This window comes from Paenibacillus sp. FSL R7-0128 (assembly GCF_038002245.1).
Lineage (GTDB): Bacteria > Bacillota > Bacilli > Paenibacillales > Paenibacillaceae > Paenibacillus_AQ > Paenibacillus_AQ silagei.
Genome location: NZ_JBBOCD010000001.1, coordinates 487516 through 514275, shown reverse-complemented (window position 1 = coordinate 514275; position 26760 = coordinate 487516). Strand labels below are relative to the sequence as shown.

The following is a 26760-nucleotide window of genomic DNA, read 5'->3' as shown; positions in this document are numbered from 1 at the left end:
ATTCTCTCTTGCCTCTCATTATAGCTAACTTCAGCACAGGTTGAAAACCGGACAGCCCCGCAGGGCGGGGCTGAATAGCTGACGCTGCTCTATGAACCTTCCGGCTGCTGCTCTGGAAGGGCCTTGTGTCTACTGTTCCTTCTGCGGGCAAGAAGCTCGGCTGTAAGCCATAGTACCACAGGAATCACCACTTCGAACGGGAGGGCATATACCTTGTAGATGTGATAAGCGAACTCCTCCATTTCCATAATATTGGAATAAATGAAGTCCGACAGATAGATCATGATCAGCCCCATCTGAAGCACTACAGACCGGTAGCTCCCCAGCTTGAATACCTTCGCTACCCCGTTGCAGGTTACATACAGGCACAGACTGACCTTGATGAAGAGCGCCGTAACAAACACAATGGCAGCGGAGCCTTCAATCCGGGTGACGAAATCGCCAATATTAATCCGGCTGACCGCCACGTAAGAGGGGAAGTACAGGCTGGACAGAATATCAGGGCCGAGCATCAGCAGGTTACGCAGCGTGATCATAATAATGATCCCCCCTGCAATCAATGTGCTGCTGACCAGCACCCGCTTGGCAGAGCCCTTGGCCGGAATAGCGCTGAATGCGCCAAGGAAGACTACAATCTCGGCAAAAGGGAAGGTGAACGAGCCTGCTGTATCTGCAAGAATAAGGTTGAATCTGGTATGGAGTAGCGGCTTCAGATGATGGTATTCAAATTTGGGTACGGAGAGTAGTTGTAAGATCACAATTACAATCAGCGAGAACAGCAGCAGGAATTTGGCGCTTCTTCCAAGCACCTCGATCCCGGCGTGGACCACCCACATACAGAGCAGGCCAATCATAAGCATGGGTGCGAGCATCGGAGTTGCGGTTAAAGCCACAGTCTTGCTGAACTCCCCGAAATTGCGCAGCACCAGCGCGCCCAGATGTAAAGCATACCAGATATACAGACAACAGAGCATCCGTCCCAGGACGGAGCCGAACACTTCAATCAGCATGTCATACAGATCCTTGCCCGGAAACAGGACATGGAGTCTTGCATAGATCAGCATAAGGGGAATCGCCAGCAGAATCGCCAACATTTGGGCAATCCAGCTGCTGTTGCCGGACTGTGACGAGGTTCCCAGGAACAATGAAGCACCGGTGACAAATAATACAGCGATGCTGATCGACTGGCCAGCCGGAATAGTCTCTTTGCTCACACTCTCCTCCTCCTTCAGCGGTGCGCTCTTGCGCTCTAATATAGCTTTTTCACCCAATCCACAAACAGCGGGGACGGACTGGGAATCTCCCAGTGCATCGACAAGGCGAAGGCCAGCGCGAAGGAGATCAGATACAGGGCGGAGCAGACCAGGAAATCCCGCTTCATTCCCTTCTTCCGCAGCCCATACGGATCAATGACCGCTATCAATGCGTAGATTAATACCACGTAAATGACCATGCTTAATCCCCCAGCCGGATGGCCCGCGAAGTCTTGGCACTGCTCTGTATCGTCACCTTGGACTTGACGCTCACTTCAAGACCGGCAAAGACCTCAGGCCAGCGGTCCTTCACATTGTCCCAGAGCTTAGGCTGGTTCTCGTACAAGCTCTCGCCAAAGCCAAAAATATCAGCCTCATATTGCTGCTGCATCTTATGAACTAACGCAAGAATATCTGCCTGCAGCTGCTCGGCTGCCCTTTGCTCGATATCTTGAAGCGTCTCATCCTTAAGGAATCCATCCGGTGTCATCACCTCATCCAGCCCTGTCTTGGTTACAGTACGAATGTCTATTTGGAGCTTGCCATCCACCATTTGGTGCTTCAGCTTGGTCTGATTGGAGATAATCTCCAGCGAATACGCGGGATTCCCCCGCTTATCATCTACAGCCAGCACCCCACCCTTCAGTACATTTTTGACGATAAGCATCGTCTTCGTCTCATCGCCGCTCAGCTTGCCCACCATCCGGTCCTTCACGAATACGGCGGTACCTGCCACCCTTTCGCTCTCCTCACCATTTTTCCGGTGAATATGAATGATTGGGGCCGTCGCATTGATCCCCGAGGTCTCCAGCTTATCGATGAAATCCCAGATCTCCACAGTCGGGGCGGTATTCGTATACCTCTCGTCACGCATCATCTGGGCCAATTCAAAGGACAGGATCGCTTCCGTGGTACTGTTCAGATTGAGCACCTCGCGGGCCGTCTTCTCTCCGGACACGAAGATGAACACATCCGACCGGGTCTCCGTGTCCCGGCTGTACCAGTCAATGACTTTGACCAGCCCCTCTCTGGCCGCTTCCTCACTGATGATGATTGCCTTCGCATGACTCCAGAAAAGCTTCTTGCCTGTCATAGAGATCATATTGCGGACGATCTCAAACATCGTATTCCCGCTGAGGCTGACCATCTTGTAGCCCGCCTGGGCCTTGTCCGCCGACCCGCCTGTATCCACTACCTCTGCTGTAAGCAGCAGCTTCCCATTCTCATTCTTATCAATGGCCACTCCGGCGACAATCGCCATATCATCCACCTCGGCATAATTCCAGCAGCCGGTGAGTCCCAGGCTCAGCAGCAGCAACAGTGCGATAAGAGAGGTACACCTTCTCAGCAGAGATCTCATGACCGCTTGGCCGGTCTCTTGGCCGGTTTCCGTCTCCGGTTGCGCATGCCAATCACCGCAGGGCGCAAGTTCATATCCCACCAGGGCGCCCGGACGGTTGTATCCTTAATATCCTGGGGGCGGATCGAGCCTACCCCGAGCATGTATGAGACGCCGAAGGAGCGCAGGCTCATTAGGTGAATGACCAGACCGAGCAGACCGAAGAAATACCCGTAGAGGCCCAGGAAGAAGGTTGTGCCCAGCAGAACCAGTCTGGCGATGATCAGCGGTCCGGTCAGCCTCGGATTGAGCAGCGTCGTTATCCCTGTCAATCCCACCACAATGACCATCGGCGCACTGACAATCCGCGCATCCACAGCAGCCTGGCCCAGCACCAGCGCCCCGACAATGCTTACAGCCTGGCCAATCGATGTCGGTATCCGTGCCCCCGCTTCCCGCAGCACCTCGAAGATGGTCAGCATAAGCAGCGCTTCCACTATGGTTGGAAAAGGCACCGATTGCCTGGCAGTCGCAATACTAAGCAGGAGCAGAGTGGGGACCATCTCCTGGGCATAGGTTACAAGGGCAATATAAGCGGCCGGGATACTGATCGACATGAAGGCGCCCAACACTCTAAGCACACGGTTAAACGATGCAAAATAATAGTTGATATAATAATCCTCACTGGCCTGGAAGTTCTCAACGAATACATAAGGAACGGTCAGCGCAAAAGGGGTGCCTTCGACGAGGACCGCAACCCGGCCCTCCATGATTTTACTCACAAGTGTGTCCGGCCGTTCGGTACTTCCAACGGTTTCAAACGGAGAGTAGGGCTCGTCACGGATCAGCTCGGACAGATAACCCGTGTCCAGAATCAGATCAAGCTCCACCTTCTCCAGCCTGTCATACAGCTCCTTAATAATGTCGGGAGAGGCCAGGCTCCCCATATAGCAGATACAGGTCTGCGTCTTGCTGCGTGTTCCGATTTCCGTGAATTCAAATTTCAGATCCGGGTCGCGCACCCTGCGGCGGATCAGGGTCAGATTCACAAGCAGCGATTCGGTGAAGCCCTCACGGGGGCCACGCACCGTTTTCTCTGTAGTAGGCTCTTCTATCGCTCTGGAGTCCCATCCCTGAACATTGATGAGAAGCCCTCCGGCATAGCCTTCCAGCAGCAGCACCGCCTTCCCGCTGACGACCGCCCCGATCAGTCCATCCATCTCCTCGGAGACCATGACATCTGGGGTATCAATGACAGTCAACCGGATTCTCTCCATCAGAACCTTAGGGTCCCGGTGCTCTTCTTCTGCGGGCTGGTAGGCGAGTACCGGCTTGATAATCCCCGTCTGAATCAGATTCCGGTCCACCATTCCATCGACATAGATTAACCCGCAGCGGACGGAAGCGCCCTGGCTGTTCTCTATAATCCTTACTCTTAGTGTCCCGTCGTTATTGAATATCTTCCGCAGCCGATCCACCGTCTCCTCCAGCGAAGGGCTTAGTGGAGGATGCGCTGATAGGGTACCGGCAGCTTCGCTGTTCAGTGCAGGTTGCTTGTTCTTCACCGCTATCACTCCTCTCAGAGATCTATTGCTCTGATTATCCCCCGTCTCTCTAACTCCTATTCGCCAGAATTTGCTGGATAGGAGAAGCAGAAGCCGCCCGGACCTTGAACGGCACAACAAATAAGCCCGCTCTGTAAAAGAGGGGCCGGTTGCGTCCAGGCTTCGTATGATATCGTCAGCCGCTGCTCCACTAAGGCAAATGCTCCTTGCAGCAGCCGCTTTATGTTATGGTTAGTACAGTTAGATAACAGCGGTGGGACTGTTACAGAGAAAGGTAAAAGGAGCACGTAAAATGACACCATTCACGCGAAAAGTTATTCTCATTATTCAGTCGATCCCGGAAGGCTCCGTCATGACCTACGGCGGGATTGCCCGGGCTGCCGGAAGTCCCCGGGCGGCCCGGCAGGTTGTGCGCATTCTGCATTCCATGAGCAGGAAGTACAAGCTGCCGTGGCACAGGGTCATCAACGCCAAAGGTATGATCTCGCTCACCGAAGACGAATCCGCCTCCCTGCAGCAGCTATATTTAACCGGAGAGGGCGTTATCTTCGATGAACGGGGCGTGGTTGACCTGGAGCGCTACCAGTATGTTCCGGCTCCTGAGCTTGAGATGGACATGTACATGGAGCTTCCGCCTGAACTCGGCGATGAGGAGGACACTTAACCTATCTTCCTCCGGCCCTCGGAATAACTCCTGCGGCTCCCGCCCGCCAGCCCGTTCAGCAGGCAATACATCGTGGCATAGATCACCAGCAGCACAAAGGCGACGAACAGGCTGAAGAACACAGACTGCCGGTTCAGACTGTCCATGACCAGCCGGTACAGCTGATGGCGGTCCGTCAGCACATCCCAGCTGTTCAGCCGGTAGACTCTGCCGAGCAGGACGCCGTAGCCGCCCATGACACAGGCGAACAGGACGAAGACCCACGAGAGCAGCATGTTGCTTTTGCGGTAGATCACGTGCTGGAACTGGTACAGGGAGAAGAATCCGGTCAGCCAGCCGCTCCAGGTGAACAGGAGGAGGGTGGTCAGATCATACCAGTACCGGTTCTGGATCGTTCCGCCGACGATATACTTGCTTTTGCGGACAGTCAGATGGATCAGATCGGTCATAATATAAGGCGCATTCGGAAAAAACAGCAGCCAGGCTACGCCCAGCGGCAAAATCAGCAGCCCCCCGATCTTCCGCTTATCCAGCTCATGCGCAGCCATGGAGAAGAAGAACGGCACCCAAGCCAGAAACAGATTCCAGAGCAGAAAGGCATAGAACGTATCTGTCTGCAGGGAAACTACGCGGTATACCGCAAGTGTTGCCGCCGTCATAGCAGCCAGAAGGATGAAGACCTTGGTATAATTCAGTTCTTTCATGAAGGATAATCTCCTTACCTTGATATAGTACAATGATATAATTGTACAAATATGGGGCGGGAGTGTCCAATACGGGAGGGTTTACGGGGAATCCGGTGATAAGCGGAAACGGCTTTGCCGTCTTTTTAATAGAAGGATATTCTTATATTTTGAAAAGACATACATTTCGCTTACGAATTAAATTCACTGTACTCTTCCTCAGTCGTCTGCACGTTCTTCAGATACGTAATCTGCCCCATATCATTCACACGCATAATATCTATACCCGCCTTCGCATAGACCGTGCCATCGGCAGCTTGTCCGCATACTGCCCAGTTGGTCAGGTAGCTGCCGTCAGGCTGAAGTACCCATGCGTCCCACATATGTTTAATGTCTTTGTTGTGTTCATAAAAAGTCTTAATCACTACCTCGAATCCTGTGCGGCTTCTCCCGCCCGACACAATTTCAGCATCCTGCGTGAACAGTGACAACAAATCGTGCATAGCCCGATCGTCGGTGCGGGAGGCATCATACAAACGGAAATAGTTATTTAACATGGTTATGTTCTTATCCGTGTGTTGATCGTTAGTGGTATTACCGGCAGTTGTTGTGTTAGACATTTTATTACCTCCTGAATTTTCTGTAGTGTTATATTTAGTCGGGTTTTATAGTTCGAATATTTTCGAACTATTTAACATAAGAAGAACTATATCACACTCTATAAGCAACGTAAATGATAATTCGAAAATTTTCGAACATTGAAAGAAGATATTGAATATGCTAGTATCTACCTTATGAGAAATTTATCGATACCTACAGTTTCAGAGATGCATCTGACCACGGTCTGTAATGCATTAGGTGACCCGTTGCGTATGAAGATTGCCTATTGTCTAGCCAGTTCTGGCGAGAAACGCTGCTCCGCCTTTGAAGTCGACCACATCTCAAAATCAACGTTGTCCCATCACGTTAAAATGCTTCGTGAAGCTGGAATTATCCAGCCGCGCATAGAAGGCAAACAGCACTTTTATTCACTCAGAAAAGATGATTTAAATACCCGTTTCCCAGGTCTGGTCGAAATGATTCTGCACACAGGAGACTTAGAATAATATATGATAAAGCGGGGACTTGGTATATTAAACGACAAAGAAATCGCTCCTTTTGGAATGGAAGGCGGACCCTCCATTTTACCAAAAAGGCGATTTCTTTTTCCGGATTACAAGGATTATACCCCGCCGCTGAGCTTGCGGGCCACCGCAGGTGTGCGGCCCTTGAAGGCCGCGCTGCGCGATGAGGATTCCTCCAGCCCCGAGAGGGCGCTGCATTCTCTGAAGGCCGCATGCGCGCAGCCCCGGCACCGGCTCGGATTCACGCTGCCCAGCGCTTCATTGATCGCTTCGCCGGTATGATCATAGAACTGGGCAGCACCGATCCGGTCGTACAGCCCTGTTCTCTTGAGCAGCTCCAGCGGCTGGCTCTGGATGCCTGAGATCATCAGTCTGCCGCCAGCGGCCTGCAGCTCCTTCACCAGCGCTGCCAGATTGGCCTCGCCTGTCGTATCCATCAGCGGCACCTTGCCCATGCGCAGCAGGATAAGCTTAGGCTGATCCGGGCCGAGCTCGGGCATGGTGTGGTCGAAGCGGTAGGCAGCGCCGAAGAACAGCGGTCCCTCCACATTGTAGATTCCGATCTGCGGACAGTCGTGGCTCTCTGTTACCATATGGGCCTCGACCTTGACGGAAGACGGGTCAGGCAGCACCTTGGAGATTCTATGCACCTCACCCATACGCTTGACGAAGAGCACAACGGCCAGGATCAGCCCCACCTCTACCGCCACGGTCAGATCAGCGAATACCGTCAGCAGGAAGGTAATCGCCAGCACCAGTGAATCCCCGGTCTTCAGCTTCAGCAGGTGGAGAAATTCCTTGCGTTCACTCATATTCCAGGCTACGACCATCAGAATCGGAGCCATCGCTGCCAGCGGAATGCTGGAGGCGTAAGGGGCGAACAGCAGCAAGATCAGGAAGACCACCACACCGTGAATGATCCCGGAGAGCGGAGAAGCGGCACCGCTGCGTATATTGGTGGCAGTTCTGGCAATCGCACCGGTAGCCGGTATCCCGCCGAAGAGCGGCGCGGCGATATTGGCGACCCCCTGGCCGATCAGCTCACGGTTGCTGTCATGGCGGCTGCCCGACATGCCGTCGGCCACGACTGCGGAGAGCAGCGACTCAATGGCCCCCAGCAGCGCAATGACAAAGGCCGGACGGATCAGCAGCTTGATTTTCTCCCATGTAATGACCGGGAAGTGAAAGCTGGGGAGTGTATTCGGGATATCTCCGTAGGCGGAGCCGATGGTCGTCACCTTGCCGCTGAAGAACAGGGCTGCGATAACCGTGGCACACAACAGTCCAATCAGGGAACCCGGCACCTTCGGGGCAAACCTCAACCCCAGCACCACTACGCCGAGACATACTCCCGCAGTCAGAATGCTGTACAGATTGATTGTGGGGAGATGCGCCCCGATCTCCTTCATATTGTCGATAAAGCTCTCATGCCGCTTCATGTCCCTCAGGCCAAGGAAGTTCGCAATCTGCCCGCTGAAGATAATAACGGCAATCCCGGCCGTGAAGCCGATGGTTACCGGCTTTGGAATGAACTTAATTAATACCCCCAGCCGCAGAACACCCATCAAAACAAGAATCACCCCGGCCATCATTCCGGCAATCAGCAGATTCTCGTACCCGTACTGCATGGCAATAGCGAACAAAATAGGAATGAATGCACCCGTAGGCCCGCCAATCTGGAACCTGGACCCGCCGAATAAGGAAATCAGTATTCCGGCCACAATGGTTGTATAGATTCCGTACTCCGGCTTCACACCGGAAGCAATAGCAAATGCCATCCCAAGCGGGATGGCAATAACGCCGACGATTGTCCCTGAAATGATATCCTTGCGCAGCGAAGCAATGTTATAGCCTTTGAAACGGCCCCACCCTGTCATCCTATAACCTTCTTTTCTCTGAATATCTGATTATTTGAATATAATACCCACATTACTCCTGCCCGCTGCTCTTGTCAACGGGGTAATCCGCCCCCCGGAGCCCGGGGTTATTCGCTGCGGATGCCTTCAAGCAGGGAAATGGTACTCACCAGATGATTGTCAAAGATCTGTCTGGCTACAGCCAAAAGCTCCTTAATCAGAGGATCACGTAGGGCATAGATGACAGTGGTCCCTTCCTTGACGCTGGTGACCACATTTTTGGCCCTGAGGACGGCCAGCTGCTGGGATACCGCAGAGCCTTCCGACCCCAGGATCGCCTGCAGCTCGTTCACATTCTTCTCGCCTTCGCTAAGCAGCTCCAGAATCCGAATCCGCATCGGGTGCGCCAGCGCCTTGAAGAATTCCGTCTTAAATTGTTGAATATCGCTGTTCATCAGACTTCTGCTCCTTATGCTGTTACTTGTTTCAATCTATATTATATTAGCTCATTTGCCTGAAGGTGGCTATGCCGGGGGAGGAAATAGTTCGTCCGCCGGGGGCCCTGCGGCCCCTACAGATTCACCGGATACAGCCTCGCTTCACGGGTCCTCAGCTCGACGAAGCCGCCCAGCGCCATCGGTTCACCCAGGCATTCGAACATGATCAGGTCGCGGCCGATCCGCAGATAACCCGTGCCGTCCTCCTCTATATTTTCCAGCACGCCTGTCAGGATGACCGTGTCCCCTTCGATACGCAGGCCAAAGGCACTGCCGGGAGCAGGCAGAATATCGACCCAGCTCATGAACAGCGCCGGCAGCTCCCATTCTGCCACCCATTCCTCACCCGGCTGAACAGGCGGCCCGCACCAGATGGCTCTGGCTTCCCCCCATTGTGCTGCCGCGAATCTGATTTCCCCGGTCCGGGGACCTTGTCCAAGAATGTGTATGTTCATCTTCATTAGCTCCATCTTCGTTCATTGGTATAACGTCATTATACATGACAGGGCGCCGGAGAGGATATCAGGTGTAATTCTGCGTTGCTTTGTTCAGATACGTGCTGGGATGCAGCCAGGGATGCTTGAAGAACTCGTGTTTGTCGGTAACTTTGCGGGAGACGCTGAGGTCATAATCAATCATGCGCTTCACCTTCTCCGCGAGGCTTCTGCCCTTCACCAGCAGGCCCAGCTCGTAATCATGGCAGGCACTCCGTTCATTAATATTATAAGAGCCGTGAAATACCGCCTGCGCTCTGTGGTCGTAGATGATTTTCCAGTGGGAGAAGCGTTCAGTCGCACTATAATCATAGAAGGATACGCCGTTACAAAAGGGAACGTACATGTTGCTGCGCACCGCCGCCCGGTTCGTCGGATGGTCATTAATCTCCAGCGGATTGCAGATGGTAAGATGGCAGGCGCGCTCCGCTCCCACTTCACCCAGCCGGTCCCAGAAGGCCTGATCGATCAGATACGGATTCACAATAAGAGTCTCATCGGCCGCATAGGTGATCACATCCAGAATATATTGCTGAATCAGATTCACCGGGTTGCCGGGAAAGCTCGCGAAGAGCGTGCACTCCTCCTCCCCGAACGCATAGTCCACCGCAGGACGATAGAAGGGTGACGCCAGGTCAAAGTGATCTCCCCCGAGCAGCAGCCACCTGGAGTGAAAAACAGCGTTCAGCGACTGGGCCACAGCCCCCTGAATGCGGAAGCAGCCGTCATGCCACTCCTCTTCCTTCGCGGGGATACCGAGCGGACGTCCATCCACCTGCTGATCCGGGGCTTCCTGAATGGGGGAGGCGAACGTATACTGGTCCCCGATATTCAGACTGCCGATAACGGAAGTTATTCCGTCTATAATCATGAATTTGCGGTGGTCAATCACATTCAGCCCGGTCACCTCCACATCCTCCTGAACCTTATCCTGCAGAAAAAGGATGCTCTCAGGCACGCCCTGTGACTTCAGCACCTTGCGCTTCGCAGCCCATTCCTCTGCACCGTAATAGGAGTGGAAGGTATCCAGGAGCCTCGCACCTGCCTGCTCCAGACGCCCGGCAATCTTGGAGAATTGCCCCACCTCCAGGTTCTGGCCGTATCCTAGCGCAGTGACCGTATAATTCACCATGATTCTAACCTCTACTCCGCGCTCAAGTGCATGAAGCAGCTCACTAGCGATAAGGTTCCCTGAATGGTCATTGAAGAACAGCATCACGGACAGATGAATATAACGCTCAGCCTTGCCGATCTCGCCGAGCAGCATGTCCAGACATTGCGGCCCGTTCACATAAGGATCTACCCGGTTATGCCGGGTGGTCTGCGGGGCCAGAGCCCTGAGCTTACCGGAATCGAGTCCTGCTACTGTATCCGCGAGCTGATTAAGCCATTCCTGGCTTATACCCGGCAGTTGCCCGAGTTGCTTCATATCGGTTATGACGCCACCGCACTCCTGCCGGTAAGCGCGTGCGGTATCATTTTGCAAAAGAGGGGTTAACGCCGGCTCAGCCTCCTCCGCCCCTTCGGTAAGCGAGGCCAGGGAGCCGCCCGAAATATGATAATTCACGTAATCTATGAGATCCTGCTGAAGCTGCCCGTCCTGCTCGGCAGCAGCAGGGATTGAGGTTAACCGGTGATTATTATGTAGATTAGTCATGCTGTCTTCATCTCCTTCGTTCTTCCCCGCCTTGCTTCGTCAGCAAATGACAAGCCAAGTAAGGGTAAGGTAAGATACCCGGCTTGTACGTTTTATAAACGGCATGGCACCTATCAAAATAATCCCACAAAGTGGGGCCTTAGCTTCGATGATGACTCAAAAACTTTGCGGGGACCCCAAAACATATAAATTATTCTCTTAAAAAAAGGATGCCGCAGCAGTCATTAGACTGCCGGAGCATCCCGGGATTCCAGATTGTATAGGGTTAATCACTTGATAACGTAATTATTTGCTCAATTCCTCAGCGCTATACACCTTAACATCAAGCGGTGCGGTCAGGAACTCTCCCGCTTTGGCGGCGAAGCCGGTGAAGTGAGGGCTTGTGTTGTGAGCGGCAACGGCGGCCTGGTCACGCCAGGTCTCAACCATAATATAGAGACTTCCGTCTGCTGCATGCTTATACAGCTCGTAGGACAGGTTCCCTTCTTCTTCGTGTGTGGCGGCAATCAGCGGCTTCGCTGTGGCCAGGAACTCTTCCTCCCGTGCAGGATTCACATGAAGCAGCGCATGGATAATAATCATTTGGATATTCCTCCTAGAATTTCATGGGTATAGAGTATTATTTCCACTGGGCAATCGTGTCAATAGGCAGACGGACGGAGGCGTAGCCCTCTTCCAGTGCTTTGCCGATCGAAATCAGCATGACCGGAATGTAGCGTTCTTTGTCCAGACCGAACATTTCAGCGATCTGATCCTTTTCAAATCCGCCGATCGGATTGGTGTCATACCCGTGTGCGCGGGCGGACAGCATCAATTGCATGGAGACCAGACCGGCGTCAATCATCACGGTCTCTCTGTTCACATCTGCGGGCAGCTTGGCGAAGTGGGCGCCCAGGGCGGCCAGCTGTCTTTCTTTGACCTCGGCAGGCATAAGTCCGCGTTCTACAGCCGTTCCGTAGATTTGTTCAGCGTAATCGAAGTTATTCATATCACCGAATACGGCAATCACCGCTGCGGAGGTTTCAACCTGAGTCTGGTTGAACTTGGCAATAGGGGCCAGCTTAGCTTTGGCTTCCGGGCTTTCGATGATCACAAAACGCCAAGGCTGCATATTCACGGAGGAAGGCGCCAGCGTGGCTTCAGTAAGAATCTCTGTCATTTCCTCTTTGCTGATTTTGACGGATGAATCATATTTGCGGATAGAGCGGCGTCCTGTAATAATGCTGATGTAATCATTGTTTTTGGTAGTGTTCATGATAATTTGCTCCTTTAAAATGGTTTGATTATTGTTTCCGGCTACAGTAAATTAATGTTATATTGCAGCCGGGTAAGCATCTCTGCGAGCACAGTGCGCTCCTGTTCATTGAATCCGTTCAGCAGATCGCTGATGAACTCGGTCTTGTTCTCCCGGTAGGCATTGATATGCTCACGGCCTTGACCAGTCAGGGAGACGAGAGTCACCCGATTATCGGCTGGATTATTGCGGCGGGCGATCATCCCGTTCTCTTCAAGTCCTTTTAAGTGGCGGGTAACCGCTGCTGCATCGATTTCCAGAAGCTTTTGCAGGGAAATCTGACTGATCTCGGAAATCCGGTACAACTCTTGCAGCAGCCTGAAGCGGGTCGGAGTCATGCCGGCGCAGCGCTCGAATTTGGGGCCGATTTCTTTGTGCAGGGCCTGTAGCAGTTCGAAGATCTTATGTTCATCGGGCTGAACTTCGCTCAAAATTAACCCCCTCACGCAAATAAATTGTGCAAAACCTTTTCGACAAAACATACTTTACACCCAATTCATTGACCCGTCAACTAATAATTTTTGGAGGAGGCTGCCAGTATGAAAATAGCCCTGATTCAGCTCGATATAGCATTTGGCAAACCGGAGGTGAATTATGCTGCCGCCGAGCGCAAAATTCGTGAGGCTGCCGCCGGCAGTCCAGACTGCATCATTCTTCCCGAGCTATGGACAACGGGATATGACCTGACCCGGCTGGGCGAAATCGCAGATCCCGGCGGACATACCACGGGTGCCTTAATGTCAGGTTTGGCCCGGGAATACGGCGTGAATATCGTTGCCGGCTCCATTGCCGTCAGGCAGGAGAACGGCGGCGTTACGAACAGTATGTATGTCTTTGACCGCAGCGGGGCGTGCACCGGGGAGTATAGCAAGCTGCATCTGTTCAAGCTGATGGAGGAGCATCTCTACCTCCAGCCCGGCGGTGCGAAAGGACTGTTCACGCTGGAAGGCATTCTCTGTGCCGGGCTGATCTGCTATGACATCCGGTTCCCTGAATGGGTCCGCGTCCATATGGCCGGAGGGGCGGAGATCTTGTTCATCAGCGCCGAATGGCCGCTGCCCCGCCTCTCTCACTGGCGCGCGCTGTTGATCAGCCGGGCGATTGAGAACCAGTGCTACGTTGTAGCATGTAACCGGGCAGGGGCAGATCCGGCGAATACCTTCGCTGGACATTCCCTGATCATCGATCCTTGGGGCGAGATTGTCAGCGAGGCCTCCGGGGGCGAAGAGATCCTCCGCGGCGAGCTTGACCTCGCCCGGGTCCGGGAGGTACGGGGGCAGATCCCGGTCTTCGCGGACCGGCGTCCGGAGTTGTATAGGTAGTAGGGGCGGCAGGGCATATGTAGAGGCTGATCGCAGGGGGGCGGCATCTCTTGCCCCCGCAATCAGCCTCTTGGACTGCCTCAGGCCCGCTCACCCTCGCGCGTGCACATTGTAGTCGGTTTTTCGACTACATTTGGCCCGAACACCCTTCGCTTGCACATTGTAGTCGGTTATTCGCATACATTTGGCCTGCGCTCCCTCGTCAGGCCCATCGTGTTCGGTTTTTCGACTACATTTCGCCTGCGCTCCCTCATCTGGCCCATTGTGTTCGGTTTTTCGACTACATTTCGCCTGTACTCCCTCGTGCGCCCTCAACCTGCAGAATGTATGCTGTTTTTCACATACATTCGGCCGCGCACACCCCAGCCTGCACATTGTATGTTGTTTTCCGCATACATTTGGCCCGCGCACACCCCAGCCTGCATATTGTATGCTGTTTTCCGCATACATTCGGCCCGCGCACACCCCAGCCTGCACATTGTATGCTGTTTTTCACATACATTCGGCCCGTGCACACCCCAGCCTGCACATTGTATGTTGTTTTTCGCATACATTCGGCCCGCGCATACTCCAGCCTGCACATTGTATGTTGTTTTCCGCATACATTTGGCCACCCGTCGCTGCCGCCAGTAGCCGCCCGCTTCAGCGGGCGTACCTCTCGCGCAGCATACGCGCTGCTTCAAGCACCTGCGGGTCGCTGTACCGCAGGCTGTAGCCCGTCGCCTGCTGCAGCAGCTCCGCCGGCAGCAGGCGGGTTCCCCGGCCGGCAAGCGCCTGCCGGATACCCGCAGTGAATTCGGCCGCCGAAGACGGGCCGCCAAGCTCCGCGAGCGCGGCGATGGTCTCCGGCCGCACGCGCGGATAGTCCAGGGAAGCATCGCCGTCCGCTGCATCCTGATAGAAGCGGCGGATGCACTCTCCGCGCGCGAGCCCCGTGCCGGACACAATCACGAACGCGTGGACGAAGTACGCGTTGCTCTGTCTGCGCTGGGCAATGCCGCAGAACTTGCGGCCGCCGATCGCCAGGTCGAAGTCACCGGGGCAATACGACCCGGTGACTTCTTCTGCCCGGATCTGCGCCGCTGCCTGCGGATGGCCCGCAGCTACCGCTTCAGTAATCACCGAAGCCAGCAGCCGGAAATCATCGTGGAAGTCCAGCTTGCCCGCAGGCTTCGGAAGCAGCAGGGACACGTTGATCACTCCCGCATCCAGCGGCACCGCAGCGCCGCCCGAATGGCGGACTGCCGTACGGATGCCCTGCTGCTCCAGCGCCTGCATCGCCTCTGCTGCGCGGGGCAGCTTGCTGTCCCGCAGCCCCAGCGCCACTCCGCCGGGATGGCTCCAGAGATGCAGCACCGGCGGGACCTTACCGGCCCCGACATCACGGCACAGCACCTCTTCAAAAGCAAACGGAATCAGCATATCCTCCGCAGATGCCTCTTCCCCTTCTTTCCCTGCTTCACCGCCGGTATGCGTGAAGAGGATCATCTCCTCCGGCAGCCTTCCCGCCGCCCCGCTCTCCAGTACATCATAAGGTTCACTCCGCATGCTGATTCCCCTTTCTATCTATAAGTCCTGGCCAATCTTAACTCCGTTAACTATTCACATTGTAACCGATCTCTCCCCGCACCGTATAACCGGCAGTGTATCCCCTTACAGATTTGTAATAGCGAAGCGAACCCGTTATCCTTAATGTAGTGAAGAAGAATATACCAGCCATAAGATTCGCGCATAAGCTCATGCTATACACAACCTCTAGGAGTGATGCTGCATGACAACCGAACCACAGGCAAAAGACAGGCAACTAGGCAAATTCAGGCAATGGGAACAGGCCATGAGCAAGCTGTACATCAATTTTCAGGACTACAGCAAGGATGCTCGCAAAGAGTTCAACGATGAGGATATTCATCAGGCCAGAGTCAATAGCCGCAAGCTGCTGACCCTGTTGTCCATTCTTGATCCGGGCCATACTGCAACGGCAGACTTGTATGACAGCTTCAAGCAGGCCCAGAAGAAGCTCGGCAGAGTCCGTGATGCAGATGTGCTGATCGGGTCGTTTGAAGCCCGGCGCAAGGCAGCGAAGGCTGCTGGTGATAAGAAGACTGCCAAGCTGCTGAAGGCGGTAATCGAACACCAGAAGGATACACGGAAGGCCGCCCGCAAGAAGCTGAGGAAGGCACTGCCCAAGCTGTCCGGCCAAGCGCTCGAAGTGCTGTGGACACCTTTTATCGAGACAGGGCTAGAGCCCCTCGCTGCCAAAAAAGACGCCAATGTCGCCATGCGCGAGCTTGAAGTCGCCTTTGAACAGAAGAAAAAAGCTTGCAAGACCTTATTCAAGGGTCCTCAAGCTGAATCAAAAGAAGCCTTCGAAGCTCTTCATGAGCTGCGAATCGCCGCCAAGGAACTGCGGTATACGGCGAATGCGGCTGATTTTGCGCTGGATCAGAAATTCCATGCCCATGAAGCCTTCTATAAGGACATCCAGGACCAGCTCGGACTCATTAATGACAAGCGGGTATGGCTTGAGACGCTGCAATCGATTGGACGCGAAGAGCTGGATGTCGGCAAAAAAGTCTGGGCTGCCTTCACCGATACGCTGCGGGCAGAGGTACTGGAGGCTCTTCATCAGAACGGGGTTGTCCCTGTTGCTGAGGCTAAGCCCCCAAAATAGGGCATCATAGCTGATCATCCCATACATCCTATACACAAAGGCAGGACGCCGCATGTTATCCAAGCGGTATCCTGCCTTTTATCATAAACGTCACGTACTATAGCATTCCGGCAGCCCATAATCCGCCTCTGCGGATCATCCGGCGCAGCGGCTCTGAAGAGAAGGAAGGCAGATGGTGCCCAGGCATCAGATAGACCACCCGGCCTTCGCCGAAGGTATGGCACCATGCCGCCGGTCTCATCGCTCCGTCATGAGGATATTCGGCCAGCACCGTTGTCTCGAAGTGGGGATGCTTCTCGAAATAGTAAGGCTCGTCCTCGATCACAAAATCAGAGATCCCCTCCATAATCGGGTGCTCCGGCGCAGTCACCTTCATCTGAAGCGTCGTGAACGCCGGATGATGGGTGAACCGGGCACCGAGCATCGCCCCAAGCTCCTGATTACGCTGCAGAGATATGCCGTTATGCACGACAAGCAGCCCGCCGCCGCCAGCCACATAAGCAAGCAGGGCTCCGCTCTGCGCAGCGGGTAACTGCTCCTCGGAGAATTCCGTATAGGAGATCACAAGCCTGCATTCTGCCAGTTCTGCCTGGTTCATCCGTCCGTAATCCTCCGTAGAGACCACCTGAAGCTCCGGCTCAAGGAGCTGCTCCAGCTCACGGTCTACCCCTTCGAAGGGATGATATTTCACTTCGGTATAGCTGCCGAACGCCAATGCTTTGTATGAAGACATGCTACACACACCTCTCTTTTGCCAAGTTAGCCTGTCCTGAATGTTCGTGTCACCAGGGCCAGAGATTGCCGTCCAGATCGATATAAGCCGGTTCTTCGGCCAGATACATCTTGTGGTTATGAACGATCGTCATAATCTTGCCTGCTGATTCTTCAGGAGTTACAGGCGCCTCTGCATCCTTCTCGCCGTTCATATAGGTCTGCAGCCAGCCGGGATGGAAGACCAGCACTTGTCCGCCCATCGCACGCAGGTGATTGTGCAGCAGCGAAGACTGCATATTAAGCGCCGCCTTCGACATACAGTAGCCATACATATTGATCCGCTTGTTCCGCCCGATGCTTCCGGCCTCCGACGAGATATTAACCACCAGACGCTGGCGGCCTTGCAGCAGTAAGCCCATCAATGCATTGCTCACCCTCAGCGCACCCAGCGTGTTCACGTTATAAATCTCCGCCATCGCTTCATCATCCATATCCACGAGCACTGTTGCATCATCAGACTTGTGGATAATCCCTGCGTTATTGATAATCATATCAAGGTGCCCTGTACTTCCGGCAATACTCCGCGCGGCCTCCTTTACGCTCCCTGCACTGCCGATATCAAGAGGAACCAGCTTCAGGCTATCCGGGTATTGCGCTTTCAAAGCTTCAAGTAGCGCAGGGTCCGGCAAATACTGTCCGGCAAACACCATGTATTTACTCTCCAAAAGAGAACGAACGAGGCATAATCCCAGTCCACGGTCAGCACCGGTAACACAGGCAACCCTTTTCATGAGCTCCCCCCTCCTATCTGCATAATTATGCTACGAGCCTAGGTCCATCCCTCTCACATTAGCATGGCTGCAGGCCGTTAACAACATCCTGCAAGGGAGGGCAGGCTAAGCAGAACTTTACTTTTGCTTTAATTTTGAACTATGCTACAATCATGATTAATAGTTGTTAACAACACAATTGTTGACAACAGGTTTCATTAACTCTTACCCAGGAAGGTGATCCTACGATGTCTATTCAACAAATCCACACTAAGGAAGAATTAGAGCAATATATCGGGCAGCCTGGCAAAAAACTGCTCTTCAAGCACAGCACCACCTGCCCGATCAGCGCCAAGGCCAACGAGGAGTTCCAGGCCTATACACAGCATTCAGATACTCCTGCAGCCGTGGTCCATGTGATCGAAGACCGTCCTGTCTCCAATCAGATTGCTGAGGATTTCGGGATCAAGCATGAATCCCCGCAAATTTTCCTGCTGGAGGACAGCGAAGTCCGCTGGAACACCTCACACTGGAAGATTACCCAAAAAGCGATAAAGGAAGCAGTGGAACAATGAGCGCGAACGTAATTGTCTATTCAACCTCCGGCTGCGGCGAGTGCAATCAGGTCAAACAGCTGCTGGAGAGCAAGGGCATTCCCTTCGAGGTCCGGGATGTGATGACCAGCTCCGTCTATCAGGAGGAAGTGGAGAAGCTGGGCTTCATGGGCATTCCAGTCACCGTATCCGGGGACCGGGCGGTCAAGGGCTTCAATCTCCCTGAGCTTCAGGAGCTTATGGATGCTGCTGTTCTGTAATATACGCAAAGGTGCTGTCCTCTCAACAGGAGCAGCGCCTTTTTTTTGCGATTCATCGAGGTAGGCGGCAACGATACATGGAGAACCCTTCTTCCCCACCGCCGTCTGCCAAAAATAAAAAACAGCGCTTGAGCGAGATAAATGGCAGATAATCTGCTACATATAGGTGTTTTGGCTTCCCTATGCACAGCCATTCAGCCATTTGCTGAAAATAAGGCGAATAGCACTCTTTTCCATTTTTACAAACCCCCTCTGAAGAGAGTATGATTCGTGTTGAAAGCAAATGAATGCATTCATGAAAATGAGCATATGCATGCACGCTGAATTTCCGTCATGTGGAAAACGGGGGAACCATCCGGCCGTCAGGCCGACTTGGGGTGAATCCGAAGGAGAATGCTACGCGCAGGTCTCCGGCAGGTAGGGCGACTCTCACCGTCCGAATCCGACAGCTAACCTCGTAAGCGCCAAGAGAGAGCCCTGATCCGCCACGCTTTTGTGCCAGGCGTCTTAAGCCTGTTACCCACAACCGCAGGCAGAGGTCCTCCTCTACCTGCGGTTTTTTGCGCGCTGTAATGAACTGCACAGTATAGATTCAGGAAGGAACGTGACCACATGCCTGACCCCTTATCGCCCAAACTAACCGCCGCTGCCGGATTCAACCACTACACCCAGCAATATAGCGGTCCCGTCTATGCGCTTAGCTGCCTGCTGCTGGAGCAAGGCGTCCGCGCCGAACAAGCTGCAACCGCCACCTTCGTTGCACTCCATCCACTATGGCTGAAGGGCCGCCTCTCAGGGGACGCCGCTGCTGCGGCTGCCTACAGAGAGTGCATCCGCCAGTGTGCCATGCTCGCCCACGACCGCAGCCGCTGCGCTTCTGCGCCGCTGAGCTGGGACGATCACGTTGCCAGTGCCTTATGGTACGGCATCCAGCTCCCCCTGTCCGACATCAGCCAGATTCTGGAGTGCAGCATCCCCGAGCTCAAGGCCCGGCTCAGAGGAATACGCGAACAGATGGCAGCCGCCCATTCAGCACTGCCTGCTGTGCACCGCCCTTCGGCGGGTTGAGACTGGGAATAACGCGGGATATAGGAATTAGTACCGCGGAATGAGTTGGACGTGGCGGAATTGGTTTCAAATATAACAGCCTCTGTTTGCATTGATTGCGGCAGGGCTTTTTTTGTTTTTCTCTGATACGCAGAACAGTGATGACTTTCTTTCCCAATACTTTTATTATTGAAATTGTTGGAAATACATACTTAATGGGGGTAATCATTTGACGAATGGACAAGCTAAATCAGATCTTGATCACACACTAGAAAATTTGAAGAATGTAGTTCAATCACTAAATTCTAAACAACAAACCCTAATTACCGAATGGCTAAAGCTATACAGCGATTATTTGATCAAGGAACAAACCTTTAATCCTGTAACGGATACCATAAAGTATGAAGCTGGATCCATTGTGTCTATTGAGCTCGGATATAACCCAGGCTCTGAACATGGCGGCAGCCATTATGCCGTAGTGGTTGAAGACAACGCTAAAACTTCACCTATTGTTGTTGTAGTGCCTTTAGGATCTTCTAAACCAACGAAAGCTGTTCACTTTAATGATGTAGATTTAGGTGTTATTCCTGGTATTAATGCCTTAAGTAGGTACCCCGCTGACACTAAAAGTATTGCTACAGTTAGCCAAATTAGAGCCATTAGCAAAATACGAATTAGTGCACCCGTACGATCTGGAGATCAGATTATTTTTGTTCCTACTCCAGAATTACGCCGATTATATGATAAAATTAAACAAAGGTTCACTACCAAAGGATTAAACCGGACTAATCGTTAAGCCTATTTTTCATTTTTTGTTGCATTATATACTATTCCGTAATATAATAATGTACTGTACCAACAACACTGGTTTCGGCTTTATAACTAGCTAGGAACCCATTGCAATTAGCAGTAAACATACACTGATTCCCTTGAGGAGTCCTTAAGGCCCCTGATGCTTGCATCAGGGGCCTTGTCTTCTCCATAAATTAAGAATAATCTTCTGCTTACTCCAAAACATAGAATCCTGTTTTTGTCAGCCGTTCAGTACATCGAACTCAGCTCTTGCCCTTCCCACCCTTGCCGCCCTTGGCAAACCGCCAAAAAGCCATACAGCAGCCGAGCAGGCCGGCTCCCAGCAGAAGGGTCTGTAACGCCCCCAGCCAAGCCGATTGATCCGACGGGATCAGGCTGCTGATAATAATCAGCAGGATCGAGGCCGCGACCAGCACGGGGGTTTGTCTACTTTTCTTCACAACACTTCACCACTCCTAAAGACTAATACTACTAAGGTACACCATCTCCGGCGTTTTCACCAGTTCACCACGGCTCCGGGCACACCCAGGCGGAAGAACGTATGGCGTCCTTGGCTAGTAATTCTTCACTCCATAGTAGTCAAAATCAGCGAAGGAGTCATGCTGGTGGGCATCAACGGAACCGATGAAATTGAACAAGCCTGTAAATCCGCCAATCTCCCCTGGCTCCCCGTTCACGCCTTCATCCGACAGATAGAGTACATCAATGTTTTCTACAAAAGCTTGCCAATCCCCGTTATCCCCGAAACGGTAAAGGATACTCGCGATGCCTGAATGATAGATAATCTTGAGCTCCGCTGTGTCTTCAGGGACTGGAATGTAATGGTGGACCAGCTCAATGCGTTGCCCCAGCTTGGCCTGAAGTACGTATAGAACGGTACCCTCTGATTCGGAGTGGGTCAAGTGAACGTACAGCCAATTATTCGAATCATAGTATAGCCCCAGACCGGCCGTTTCCGAGTAGTGATCGGGATGAAATTCCACCTTGGTTTGAACTTCATAATGAAGGGAAGTTGCGCGTGTGGCCATAATCGCCGGATGGATCTGCGAGAACAAAGAATTCTCTCCATGAATGCGTAAGTAACCCGGACGTTCAACCGTATTCACCCATGCCGCTTGCTGGTCCCGGTATGGAGTCAGAAAATGAAGATCATATTTCTCCTGATTAAAATCATCAAATACGTCATGAGAGATTCCATCGGCCTCTAATTCAACACCTGTCATCCCCTCAACTTCCATTTTCGCTACATTCGATCCATCCTTCATTTCCAGCCAGCCATCCTCTGTCCAATGCATTTTTTGAATAGAGGTTTCACGGCCTAATGGATTTAAGAGCGTTCCTTCCACAGGCCGTGACATGAGATGAGCAATATACCATTCGCCTGTTTGAGTTTGCACTAATGAGCCGTGACCTGCTTTTTGCATAATTGAACTTGGATTATACATCTCAAAATGCCCGGCATCCGGATTGCCAAGTGAAAATAGATGGCGCGGCGAGGAGGTGATGATCGGCTCTCCCGACGGATGCGGTTCATAGGGACCAAAAATATTCTCCGAACGTCCCACCTCTACGCCATGAGCATAACCCGTTCCGCCCGCAGCTAATAAAAGATAGTATTTATCTTTATACTTATAAATTTGCGGTGCTTCAGCACAGCCGCGGCTGGTGAAGCCTTGCGTCACCCGGTGCCAATGTCCAACCAGCTTACCCTCATTCAAATCAAATTCAGCGATCACAATATGTCCAGGCGCCTGATACCCTTCACGGGTCTCCCATTCAAGAATGGACACATAGTGCTTGCCATCTTCATCGTGGAAGAGCGCCGGATCGAAGCCTATGGATGTCAGATAGATGGGCTCCGACCAGGGTCCGTGGATATCTTCTGCCCACATGGCATACGAATCCGAGTTGAATTCACGGCCTGCCATGTTCAACATATGCGAATAGGCTAACCAGTACCGGTTCGCCCTAGAATCATAGGATAGATGCGGTGCCCAGATTCCGGCTGGAGTATTTGTGCCTCTTAAATTCACTTCACCTTTATTTAATACGGAGGCAGTCAGCGTCCAATGGGCTAAATCGGTTGATTTGAAAATTTGAACGCCGGGATTCCAATGAAACGTGGATGTCGCAATATAATACATATCATCCACTCTAATAATAGAGGGATCTGGTGCCATTCCAGGGATAATAGGATTATTAATCTTCGTCATTTCTCTGCTTCCCTTCGCTGTTTAGCCATATTATTTACCCTTTTCCTGTTGTCTATGTATATTATAATAACTACTAACGTATTTATGCGATGGGATGATTACGGCTAGATTTACCCAAATCAAAGGCAGGTGCTGCAAATTGGAACATATGAATAGCTATCTCACAGGTGCACAGACGCTGCTGCTGCCGCGCATTGATTGGAATATACGCTTTTTTGGCGCACATACACAAACCGTTCCTGCCGATTGGAGCATGACTACAGAATCCCATCATGCCTTTGAGATTCTAATTGTGCTGGATGGGGCTCAAGAGACTAGGATAGATCATGAACCATTCATTGTGAACAGTGATGATATTCTGCTGATTCCGCCTGGGTTCGAGCATACGAATAAATGCATTTCCGCTACATCGATGACCTATTTCTGCGCTCATTTTGATATAGACGAGCCTTCCTTACGGATGAGAATTATGAAGAACTGTGACTGGGTCTATAAGCCCTCCCATTTGTATCATAGCCAGCTGAAAAAATGCCTTCAAAAATGGATCGATATTCTGCATGAGCCTGAGTTGTCGTTCACCAAAGCAAAGCTAAAAGCACAAATGGTCTTGTTCGAGTTATTGGAGGTGCTTGTAGATAGCCAGCCGGTACAGACGGGGATACATGCTAACGAATCCATGACCACTGCAAAGTATGCCAAAGAAATTGCCGAAGCCATCAAGAGGGCTTTTAAGAAAAATTGCACCCAGGGAAATTCAGATTACACCATTCACATCCAGCCCATCATTGCTTCGCTTGGGATCAGCCCCAACTATGGATTAGAGGTATTTCAAAAAATATATAAAATGTCGCCCCGCACCTATCTATCCGACTTAAAGCTGCAGGAAGCCAAAATACTACTACAGCAGCCCAGGATATCTTTAAATGAGATTTCAAGTCGTTTAGGCTACAAGAACCTCTCTCACTTCAGCAGACAATTTAAAAGATGGACAGGAATCAACCCCTCCGACTATCGTAAAAATAATTGTGTATAGCAAACACCCATCTGCCTTTATGGGGCGGATGGGTGTTTTGTTGTTATGCCAATAAGTTATCGTTATTTAATTCTCCTTCAGCTCTTTAATCTCAGCAATGAGATGATTCAGCTTGTAACCGTTGGTATCCCTGGAGAAAGCTTTCATCTCTTCGCTCTGTCCCTGGAATGCAGATAGAACATAGTCACCATCAACTACATAATATGTCCCATAACGGGTGAAAGAGTAGCTTCCTTTTTGCTCTTCCCCTACCCCTTTTTTGATTGCAGCGACGATCTTCATTCCCGGCTTAAGTTCTGGTTCAATCCCCTTGAACTCAGAGTCATAAATCAGGTTAAAGGTCCCTTCAACCTCTTCACCAGTAACTACTTGATCTACATTAACTTGAAAAGAGGTAAACATAGGCTTGTAAGGCTCCAGACCGGAATCCTTCAATTTCTCCGCTAAATTACCCTCTGGAGTTCCAGGTTCAGTTATCAGATCCACGCTGAAATCCGGCAGTTGCTGAATGACTTCAGCAACTATGAACGTGTCCGTATGATCCAATACCTCCTCGAATGTTAAATCCCGCAAATCAACATTTACAGGAGAGCCGGTGGATAAAGGATATTCTTTACGAAGCTCCTTAATTTGCTCTGCCGACAGACTTGCACATTCCTATCCTTAATCAATCGCTTGGAAAAAATATCAAGTGAATCAACCTTGAAGTGTCTCTTTACGATGCTGAGGATGTCATACATGATTTTTGCGACGATAATACATCAGATAATTTTTAATACTTCTCTAGCAAACTACTTATTTAGAACAAAAATCCCGATGGTTGACCAGATTGGTCATCATCGGGATTCCTGTATACTTTTCCTTTAGCCAAGGCCTTCTCCGCCTTGAATCCCTCCAAGAGGTGTTCCAGGTGAAATATGGAAGCCCGTTCTTTCTGCGCCGCTGCTACTGCGTAATATTGGGATTAGGACAGATTCGGGTAGAGGGCGGACACGCCGCCTGCAAGTCCGGCTTGGATCATACGGCTGGTATCGTCGGCAAGAATTTCGAAGCTGCCGGCTGCTATGCCGTCAATAGCTATTTTCGCAATATCTGAAGGGTTTGATTTGGGAGCATCCAGGCCGGCCGTCATGTCTGTCTCCATATAACCCACATGTAAGCCTGCTACTCTAATATGACGGGGATACAGATTCAAACGAAGATCGTTCGTCAGCGCCCATGCTGCAGCCTTTGCCGCCGTGTAGGCACCCGCAGCTCCGCCACTAAACCAGGATAATGCGGAAAGAATATTCAGAACCGATCCTCCCCCGTTATTCTCGATGACCGGTGCAAAAGCGCGAACCATGGATAACGTACCGAAGAAATGCGTATTCAATTCCAGCTGGATCTGCTCCACATCCCCTTCCAGCAAAGAAGCGCCTGTAGATGATCCTGCATTGTTGATCAGAATCGTAACATCCTTAGCCTGGCTGGCTGCTGCCGCTACCTCTTGAGGGTTGGTAACATCAAGCTTTACAGGTGTAACTCCTGGAATATCCAGAGTTTCCGGATTTCTTGCTCCCGCGTAGACCTTAGCCCCTCTAGCTAGAAGTTCAAGCGTAAGCTGGCGGCCAAGCCCCCGGTTTGCTCCAGTAACCAATGCCACTTGTTCAGAAATGTTCATTGTATTCGCTCCCTATATGAGAATGATCGTTCTAGAAAATGCACAGGAGAAGATATAATAACCTAATCTCATCATGCAGTGATGTCCTATAAATTCAATATAACATATTGAGAACGATCGGTAAATAATTATATAATATTTAAAATCGGATAACCACTTTCCCTTGGGGGTGACCTGTAGCAACCAGATTTAGAGCTTCATTAATATCTTCAATGTGGAACTCCCGGGCGTCTACCGCGGGTATAATTTGGTTCTCTTCAATGATTTTTGTGATTTGCCGTAATTGTTCTCCATCACTGCGTACAAACACAAAATGATATTCAATCTTCTTCTTCTTGGCTTTGTGATCATACTTAGCACCAGCAATACTGAATAGTTTTTGCTTCCAACCTACCAAGCCCATAGTTTTGGCGAATCGTTTGTTTGGTCCGGTCCGTAGAGAAAGAAGATGGCCGCCTGGTCTAATAATGGAGAGTTCGCGCTCAAATTCACCGGGGCCCAAGGTATCAATCACATAGTCAAGATCACGAAGTCGTTCCCAGTAGTTCTCCGCCTTGTAATCAATGTATTGATCTGCTCCCGCGGCCATTGTACGTTCGCGCGCCTGTGGACTTCCACTGACGATGACCTTCAGCCCCATGCTTTTAGCGATAGGAATCGCCATTTGGCCAAATGAACCAGAGCCCCCTGGAATGAACACTCTTTCGCCAGCTTTGGCAGCTAACTCTTCATGCAGGCTTTGATAGGCTGTCAATCCCGTTAAAGGCGCAGCCGCACCGGTTACAAAATCCAGATTACCCGGCAAGTGAGCCATAGCCTCTACATGAACCGCCGCATATTCGGCAAATGCTCCAATTTTTCGCAGCGGCAGGCGGGAGTAAATGGCATCACCTACTTTGAAGCCAGCGACTTTCTTACCCATCTTCTCAACAACACCTGTGAGTTCGTTACCAAGGGTCAAGGGGAACTCATAGTCCTGGATTAACTTCACGCTTCCGGTAGCGATGAGCAGCTCCAAGTGGTTAACCGCCGCCGCCTTTACTTTAACCAAAACTTCGTAATCACTTATTTCCGGGACTGGAATATCGCGCACTTCAACTTGAAACGGTTTGGAATATTTGGTGATCTGTGCCGCCTTCATAATTAATACCCTCCTATCCGCAAGATCCTAAGTAACATTTACGATGATTTGTAACTTGCACACCAAGCATAAGACTAGAAGTTACAAAAGTCAACATTTGTTACTTTGTTTTTTCATGCTAAACTATAAGTGG

At 51.6% G+C, this 26760-nt stretch carries 30 protein-coding genes and 1 riboswitch; of the genes, 9 read left to right on the top strand and 21 right to left on the bottom strand.

Annotated features, from left to right (window positions below):
• Positions 1-89 precede the first annotated feature (89 nt).
• From NST26_RS02200 to NST26_RS02185, 4 genes are read right to left on the bottom strand one after another with little or no spacing between them, the layout of a single operon-like run.
• A complete protein-coding gene (locus tag NST26_RS02200; RefSeq protein ID WP_339312588.1) occupies positions 90-1214 on the bottom strand; it encodes a GerAB/ArcD/ProY family transporter in 1125 nt (374 codons plus the stop codon).
• A gap of 35 nt (positions 1215-1249) precedes the next feature.
• Positions 1250-1453, bottom strand: a complete 204-nt coding sequence (locus NST26_RS02195) for a hypothetical protein (protein ID WP_036722240.1) — start codon at positions 1451-1453, stop codon at positions 1250-1252.
• 2 nt (positions 1454-1455) lie between these two features.
• Complete coding sequence (locus NST26_RS02190; protein WP_339312586.1) at positions 1456-2613, bottom strand: Ger(x)C family spore germination protein; 1158 nt, start codon at positions 2611-2613, stop codon at positions 1456-1458.
• Positions 2610-4157 (bottom strand): spore germination protein, encoded by a 1548-nt coding sequence (locus tag NST26_RS02185; RefSeq protein ID WP_340978393.1) that lies wholly within the window; start codon positions 4155-4157, stop codon positions 2610-2612. Before NST26_RS02185 ends, NST26_RS02190 begins: the two co-directional genes overlap by 4 nt.
• 292 nt (positions 4158-4449) lie before the next feature.
• Between NST26_RS02185 and NST26_RS02180 the strand changes: the two genes are divergently transcribed.
• Positions 4450-4821, top strand: coding sequence for an MGMT family protein (locus NST26_RS02180; RefSeq protein ID WP_340978391.1), 372 nt, complete (start codon positions 4450-4452; stop codon positions 4819-4821).
• Here NST26_RS02180 and NST26_RS02175 read toward each other — a convergent pair.
• Both NST26_RS02175 and NST26_RS02170 read right to left on the bottom strand, forming a co-directional pair.
• A complete protein-coding gene (locus NST26_RS02175) occupies positions 4818-5525 on the bottom strand; it encodes a DUF1361 domain-containing protein (RefSeq protein ID WP_340978390.1) in 708 nt (235 codons plus the stop codon). The two genes, NST26_RS02180 and NST26_RS02175, sit on opposite strands and share 4 nt — an antisense overlap.
• 170 nt (positions 5526-5695) lie before the next feature.
• Positions 5696-6124 carry a nuclear transport factor 2 family protein gene (locus tag NST26_RS02170; RefSeq protein ID WP_340978389.1) on the bottom strand — a complete coding sequence of 143 codons (429 nt, stop codon included), beginning with the start codon at positions 6122-6124 and terminating at the stop codon, positions 5696-5698.
• A gap of 174 nt (positions 6125-6298) precedes the next feature.
• Here NST26_RS02170 and NST26_RS02165 point away from each other — a divergent pair, with 174 nt between their 5' ends.
• On the top strand, positions 6299-6610 hold the full coding sequence (locus tag NST26_RS02165; RefSeq protein WP_340958161.1) for an ArsR/SmtB family transcription factor: 312 nt from the start codon (positions 6299-6301) through the stop codon (positions 6608-6610).
• A 116-nt stretch (positions 6611-6726) separates the two neighbouring features.
• Here the strand turns inward: NST26_RS02165 and NST26_RS02160 are convergent, their stop codons facing one another.
• The 7 genes from NST26_RS02160 to NST26_RS02130 form a co-directional block, all read right to left on the bottom strand.
• Positions 6727-8505, bottom strand: a complete 1779-nt coding sequence (locus NST26_RS02160; RefSeq protein ID WP_340978387.1) for a SulP family inorganic anion transporter — start codon at positions 8503-8505, stop codon at positions 6727-6729.
• 107 nt (positions 8506-8612) lie between these two features.
• The gene (locus tag NST26_RS02155) at positions 8613-8939 is read right to left on the bottom strand and encodes an ArsR/SmtB family transcription factor (RefSeq protein WP_036700195.1); all 327 of its coding nucleotides are present in this window, start codon (positions 8937-8939) and stop codon (positions 8613-8615) included.
• Between the two features lie 116 nt (positions 8940-9055).
• Positions 9056-9436, bottom strand: a complete 381-nt coding sequence (locus NST26_RS02150; RefSeq protein ID WP_340978384.1) for a hypothetical protein — start codon at positions 9434-9436, stop codon at positions 9056-9058.
• A gap of 67 nt (positions 9437-9503) precedes the next feature.
• Positions 9504-11132, bottom strand: coding sequence for a phospholipase D-like domain-containing protein (locus NST26_RS02145; RefSeq protein WP_340978382.1), 1629 nt, complete (start codon positions 11130-11132; stop codon positions 9504-9506).
• A 285-nt stretch (positions 11133-11417) separates the two neighbouring features.
• Positions 11418-11714 (bottom strand): putative quinol monooxygenase, encoded by a 297-nt coding sequence (locus NST26_RS02140; protein WP_076083848.1) that lies wholly within the window; start codon positions 11712-11714, stop codon positions 11418-11420.
• A gap of 37 nt (positions 11715-11751) precedes the next feature.
• Positions 11752-12387 carry a nitroreductase family protein gene (locus tag NST26_RS02135; protein WP_155991204.1) on the bottom strand — a complete coding sequence of 212 codons (636 nt, stop codon included), beginning with the start codon at positions 12385-12387 and terminating at the stop codon, positions 11752-11754.
• 41 nt (positions 12388-12428) lie between these two features.
• Positions 12429-12857, bottom strand: coding sequence for a MarR family winged helix-turn-helix transcriptional regulator (locus tag NST26_RS02130; protein WP_051477777.1), 429 nt, complete (start codon positions 12855-12857; stop codon positions 12429-12431).
• A gap of 108 nt (positions 12858-12965) precedes the next feature.
• Between NST26_RS02130 and NST26_RS02125 the strand changes: the two genes are divergently transcribed.
• Positions 12966-13748 (top strand): carbon-nitrogen family hydrolase, encoded by a 783-nt coding sequence (locus tag NST26_RS02125; protein ID WP_339253295.1) that lies wholly within the window; start codon positions 12966-12968, stop codon positions 13746-13748.
• A gap of 642 nt (positions 13749-14390) precedes the next feature.
• Here NST26_RS02125 and NST26_RS02120 read toward each other — a convergent pair.
• Positions 14391-15296, bottom strand: a complete 906-nt coding sequence (locus NST26_RS02120) for a lipoate--protein ligase family protein (protein WP_340978380.1) — start codon at positions 15294-15296, stop codon at positions 14391-14393.
• Positions 15297-15519: 223 nt separating this feature from the next.
• On the opposite strand from NST26_RS02120, the gene NST26_RS02115 reads away from it, so the two are divergent.
• Positions 15520-16419 carry a CHAD domain-containing protein gene (locus NST26_RS02115; RefSeq protein ID WP_340978378.1) on the top strand — a complete coding sequence of 300 codons (900 nt, stop codon included), beginning with the start codon at positions 15520-15522 and terminating at the stop codon, positions 16417-16419.
• Positions 16420-16516: 97 nt separating this feature from the next.
• Here the strand turns inward: NST26_RS02115 and NST26_RS02110 are convergent, their stop codons facing one another.
• Positions 16517-17152, bottom strand: a complete 636-nt coding sequence (locus NST26_RS02110) for a ThuA domain-containing protein (RefSeq protein WP_340978377.1) — start codon at positions 17150-17152, stop codon at positions 16517-16519.
• A 49-nt stretch (positions 17153-17201) separates the two neighbouring features.
• The gene (locus tag NST26_RS02105) at positions 17202-17924 is read right to left on the bottom strand and encodes an SDR family NAD(P)-dependent oxidoreductase (RefSeq protein WP_076083811.1); all 723 of its coding nucleotides are present in this window, start codon (positions 17922-17924) and stop codon (positions 17202-17204) included.
• Positions 17925-18151: 227 nt separating this feature from the next.
• Between NST26_RS02105 and ytxJ the strand changes: the two genes are divergently transcribed.
• From ytxJ to NST26_RS02085, 4 genes are all read left to right on the top strand, one after another.
• The gene (gene ytxJ, locus NST26_RS02100) at positions 18152-18478 is read left to right on the top strand and encodes a bacillithiol system redox-active protein YtxJ (RefSeq protein WP_036722206.1); all 327 of its coding nucleotides are present in this window, start codon (positions 18152-18154) and stop codon (positions 18476-18478) included.
• Entirely contained in the window at positions 18475-18717 is a 243-nt protein-coding gene (locus NST26_RS02095; RefSeq protein WP_036722203.1) for a glutaredoxin family protein, read from the top strand. Before ytxJ ends, NST26_RS02095 begins: the two co-directional genes overlap by 4 nt.
• Before the next feature lie 308 nt (positions 18718-19025).
• A riboswitch (cyclic di-AMP (ydaO/yuaA leader) is annotated at positions 19026-19195 on the top strand.
• Between the two features lie 134 nt (positions 19196-19329).
• The gene (locus NST26_RS02090) at positions 19330-19785 is read left to right on the top strand and encodes a hypothetical protein (protein ID WP_209877928.1); all 456 of its coding nucleotides are present in this window, start codon (positions 19330-19332) and stop codon (positions 19783-19785) included.
• Between the two features lie 208 nt (positions 19786-19993).
• Positions 19994-20560, top strand: coding sequence for a type II toxin-antitoxin system PemK/MazF family toxin (locus tag NST26_RS02085; RefSeq protein WP_209877930.1), 567 nt, complete (start codon positions 19994-19996; stop codon positions 20558-20560).
• Between the two features lie 259 nt (positions 20561-20819).
• Here the strand turns inward: NST26_RS02085 and NST26_RS02080 are convergent, their stop codons facing one another.
• Together NST26_RS02080 and NST26_RS02075 are read right to left on the bottom strand one after the other, a co-directional pair.
• The gene (locus NST26_RS02080) at positions 20820-21017 is read right to left on the bottom strand and encodes a hypothetical protein (protein ID WP_340978375.1); all 198 of its coding nucleotides are present in this window, start codon (positions 21015-21017) and stop codon (positions 20820-20822) included.
• A gap of 114 nt (positions 21018-21131) precedes the next feature.
• Positions 21132-22790, bottom strand: coding sequence for a family 43 glycosylhydrolase (locus NST26_RS02075; protein WP_340978373.1), 1659 nt, complete (start codon positions 22788-22790; stop codon positions 21132-21134).
• A 148-nt stretch (positions 22791-22938) separates the two neighbouring features.
• Between NST26_RS02075 and NST26_RS02070 the strand changes: the two genes are divergently transcribed.
• On the top strand, positions 22939-23823 hold the full coding sequence (locus NST26_RS02070; RefSeq protein ID WP_063830864.1) for an AraC family transcriptional regulator: 885 nt from the start codon (positions 22939-22941) through the stop codon (positions 23821-23823).
• Positions 23824-23889: 66 nt separating this feature from the next.
• On the opposite strand, the gene NST26_RS02065 is transcribed toward NST26_RS02070, so the two are convergent.
• The 3 genes from NST26_RS02065 to NST26_RS02055 all read right to left on the bottom strand — a co-directional run bounded on the left by NST26_RS02065 (position 23890) and on the right by NST26_RS02055 (position 26627).
• Complete coding sequence (locus NST26_RS02065; RefSeq protein WP_340978371.1) at positions 23890-24369, bottom strand: hypothetical protein; 480 nt, start codon at positions 24367-24369, stop codon at positions 23890-23892.
• A 418-nt stretch (positions 24370-24787) separates the two neighbouring features.
• A complete protein-coding gene (locus NST26_RS02060; RefSeq protein WP_036722186.1) occupies positions 24788-25486 on the bottom strand; it encodes an SDR family oxidoreductase in 699 nt (232 codons plus the stop codon).
• A gap of 139 nt (positions 25487-25625) precedes the next feature.
• A complete protein-coding gene (locus NST26_RS02055; RefSeq protein ID WP_339312556.1) occupies positions 25626-26627 on the bottom strand; it encodes an NADP-dependent oxidoreductase in 1002 nt (333 codons plus the stop codon).
• Between the last annotated feature and the right edge of the window lie 133 nt (positions 26628-26760).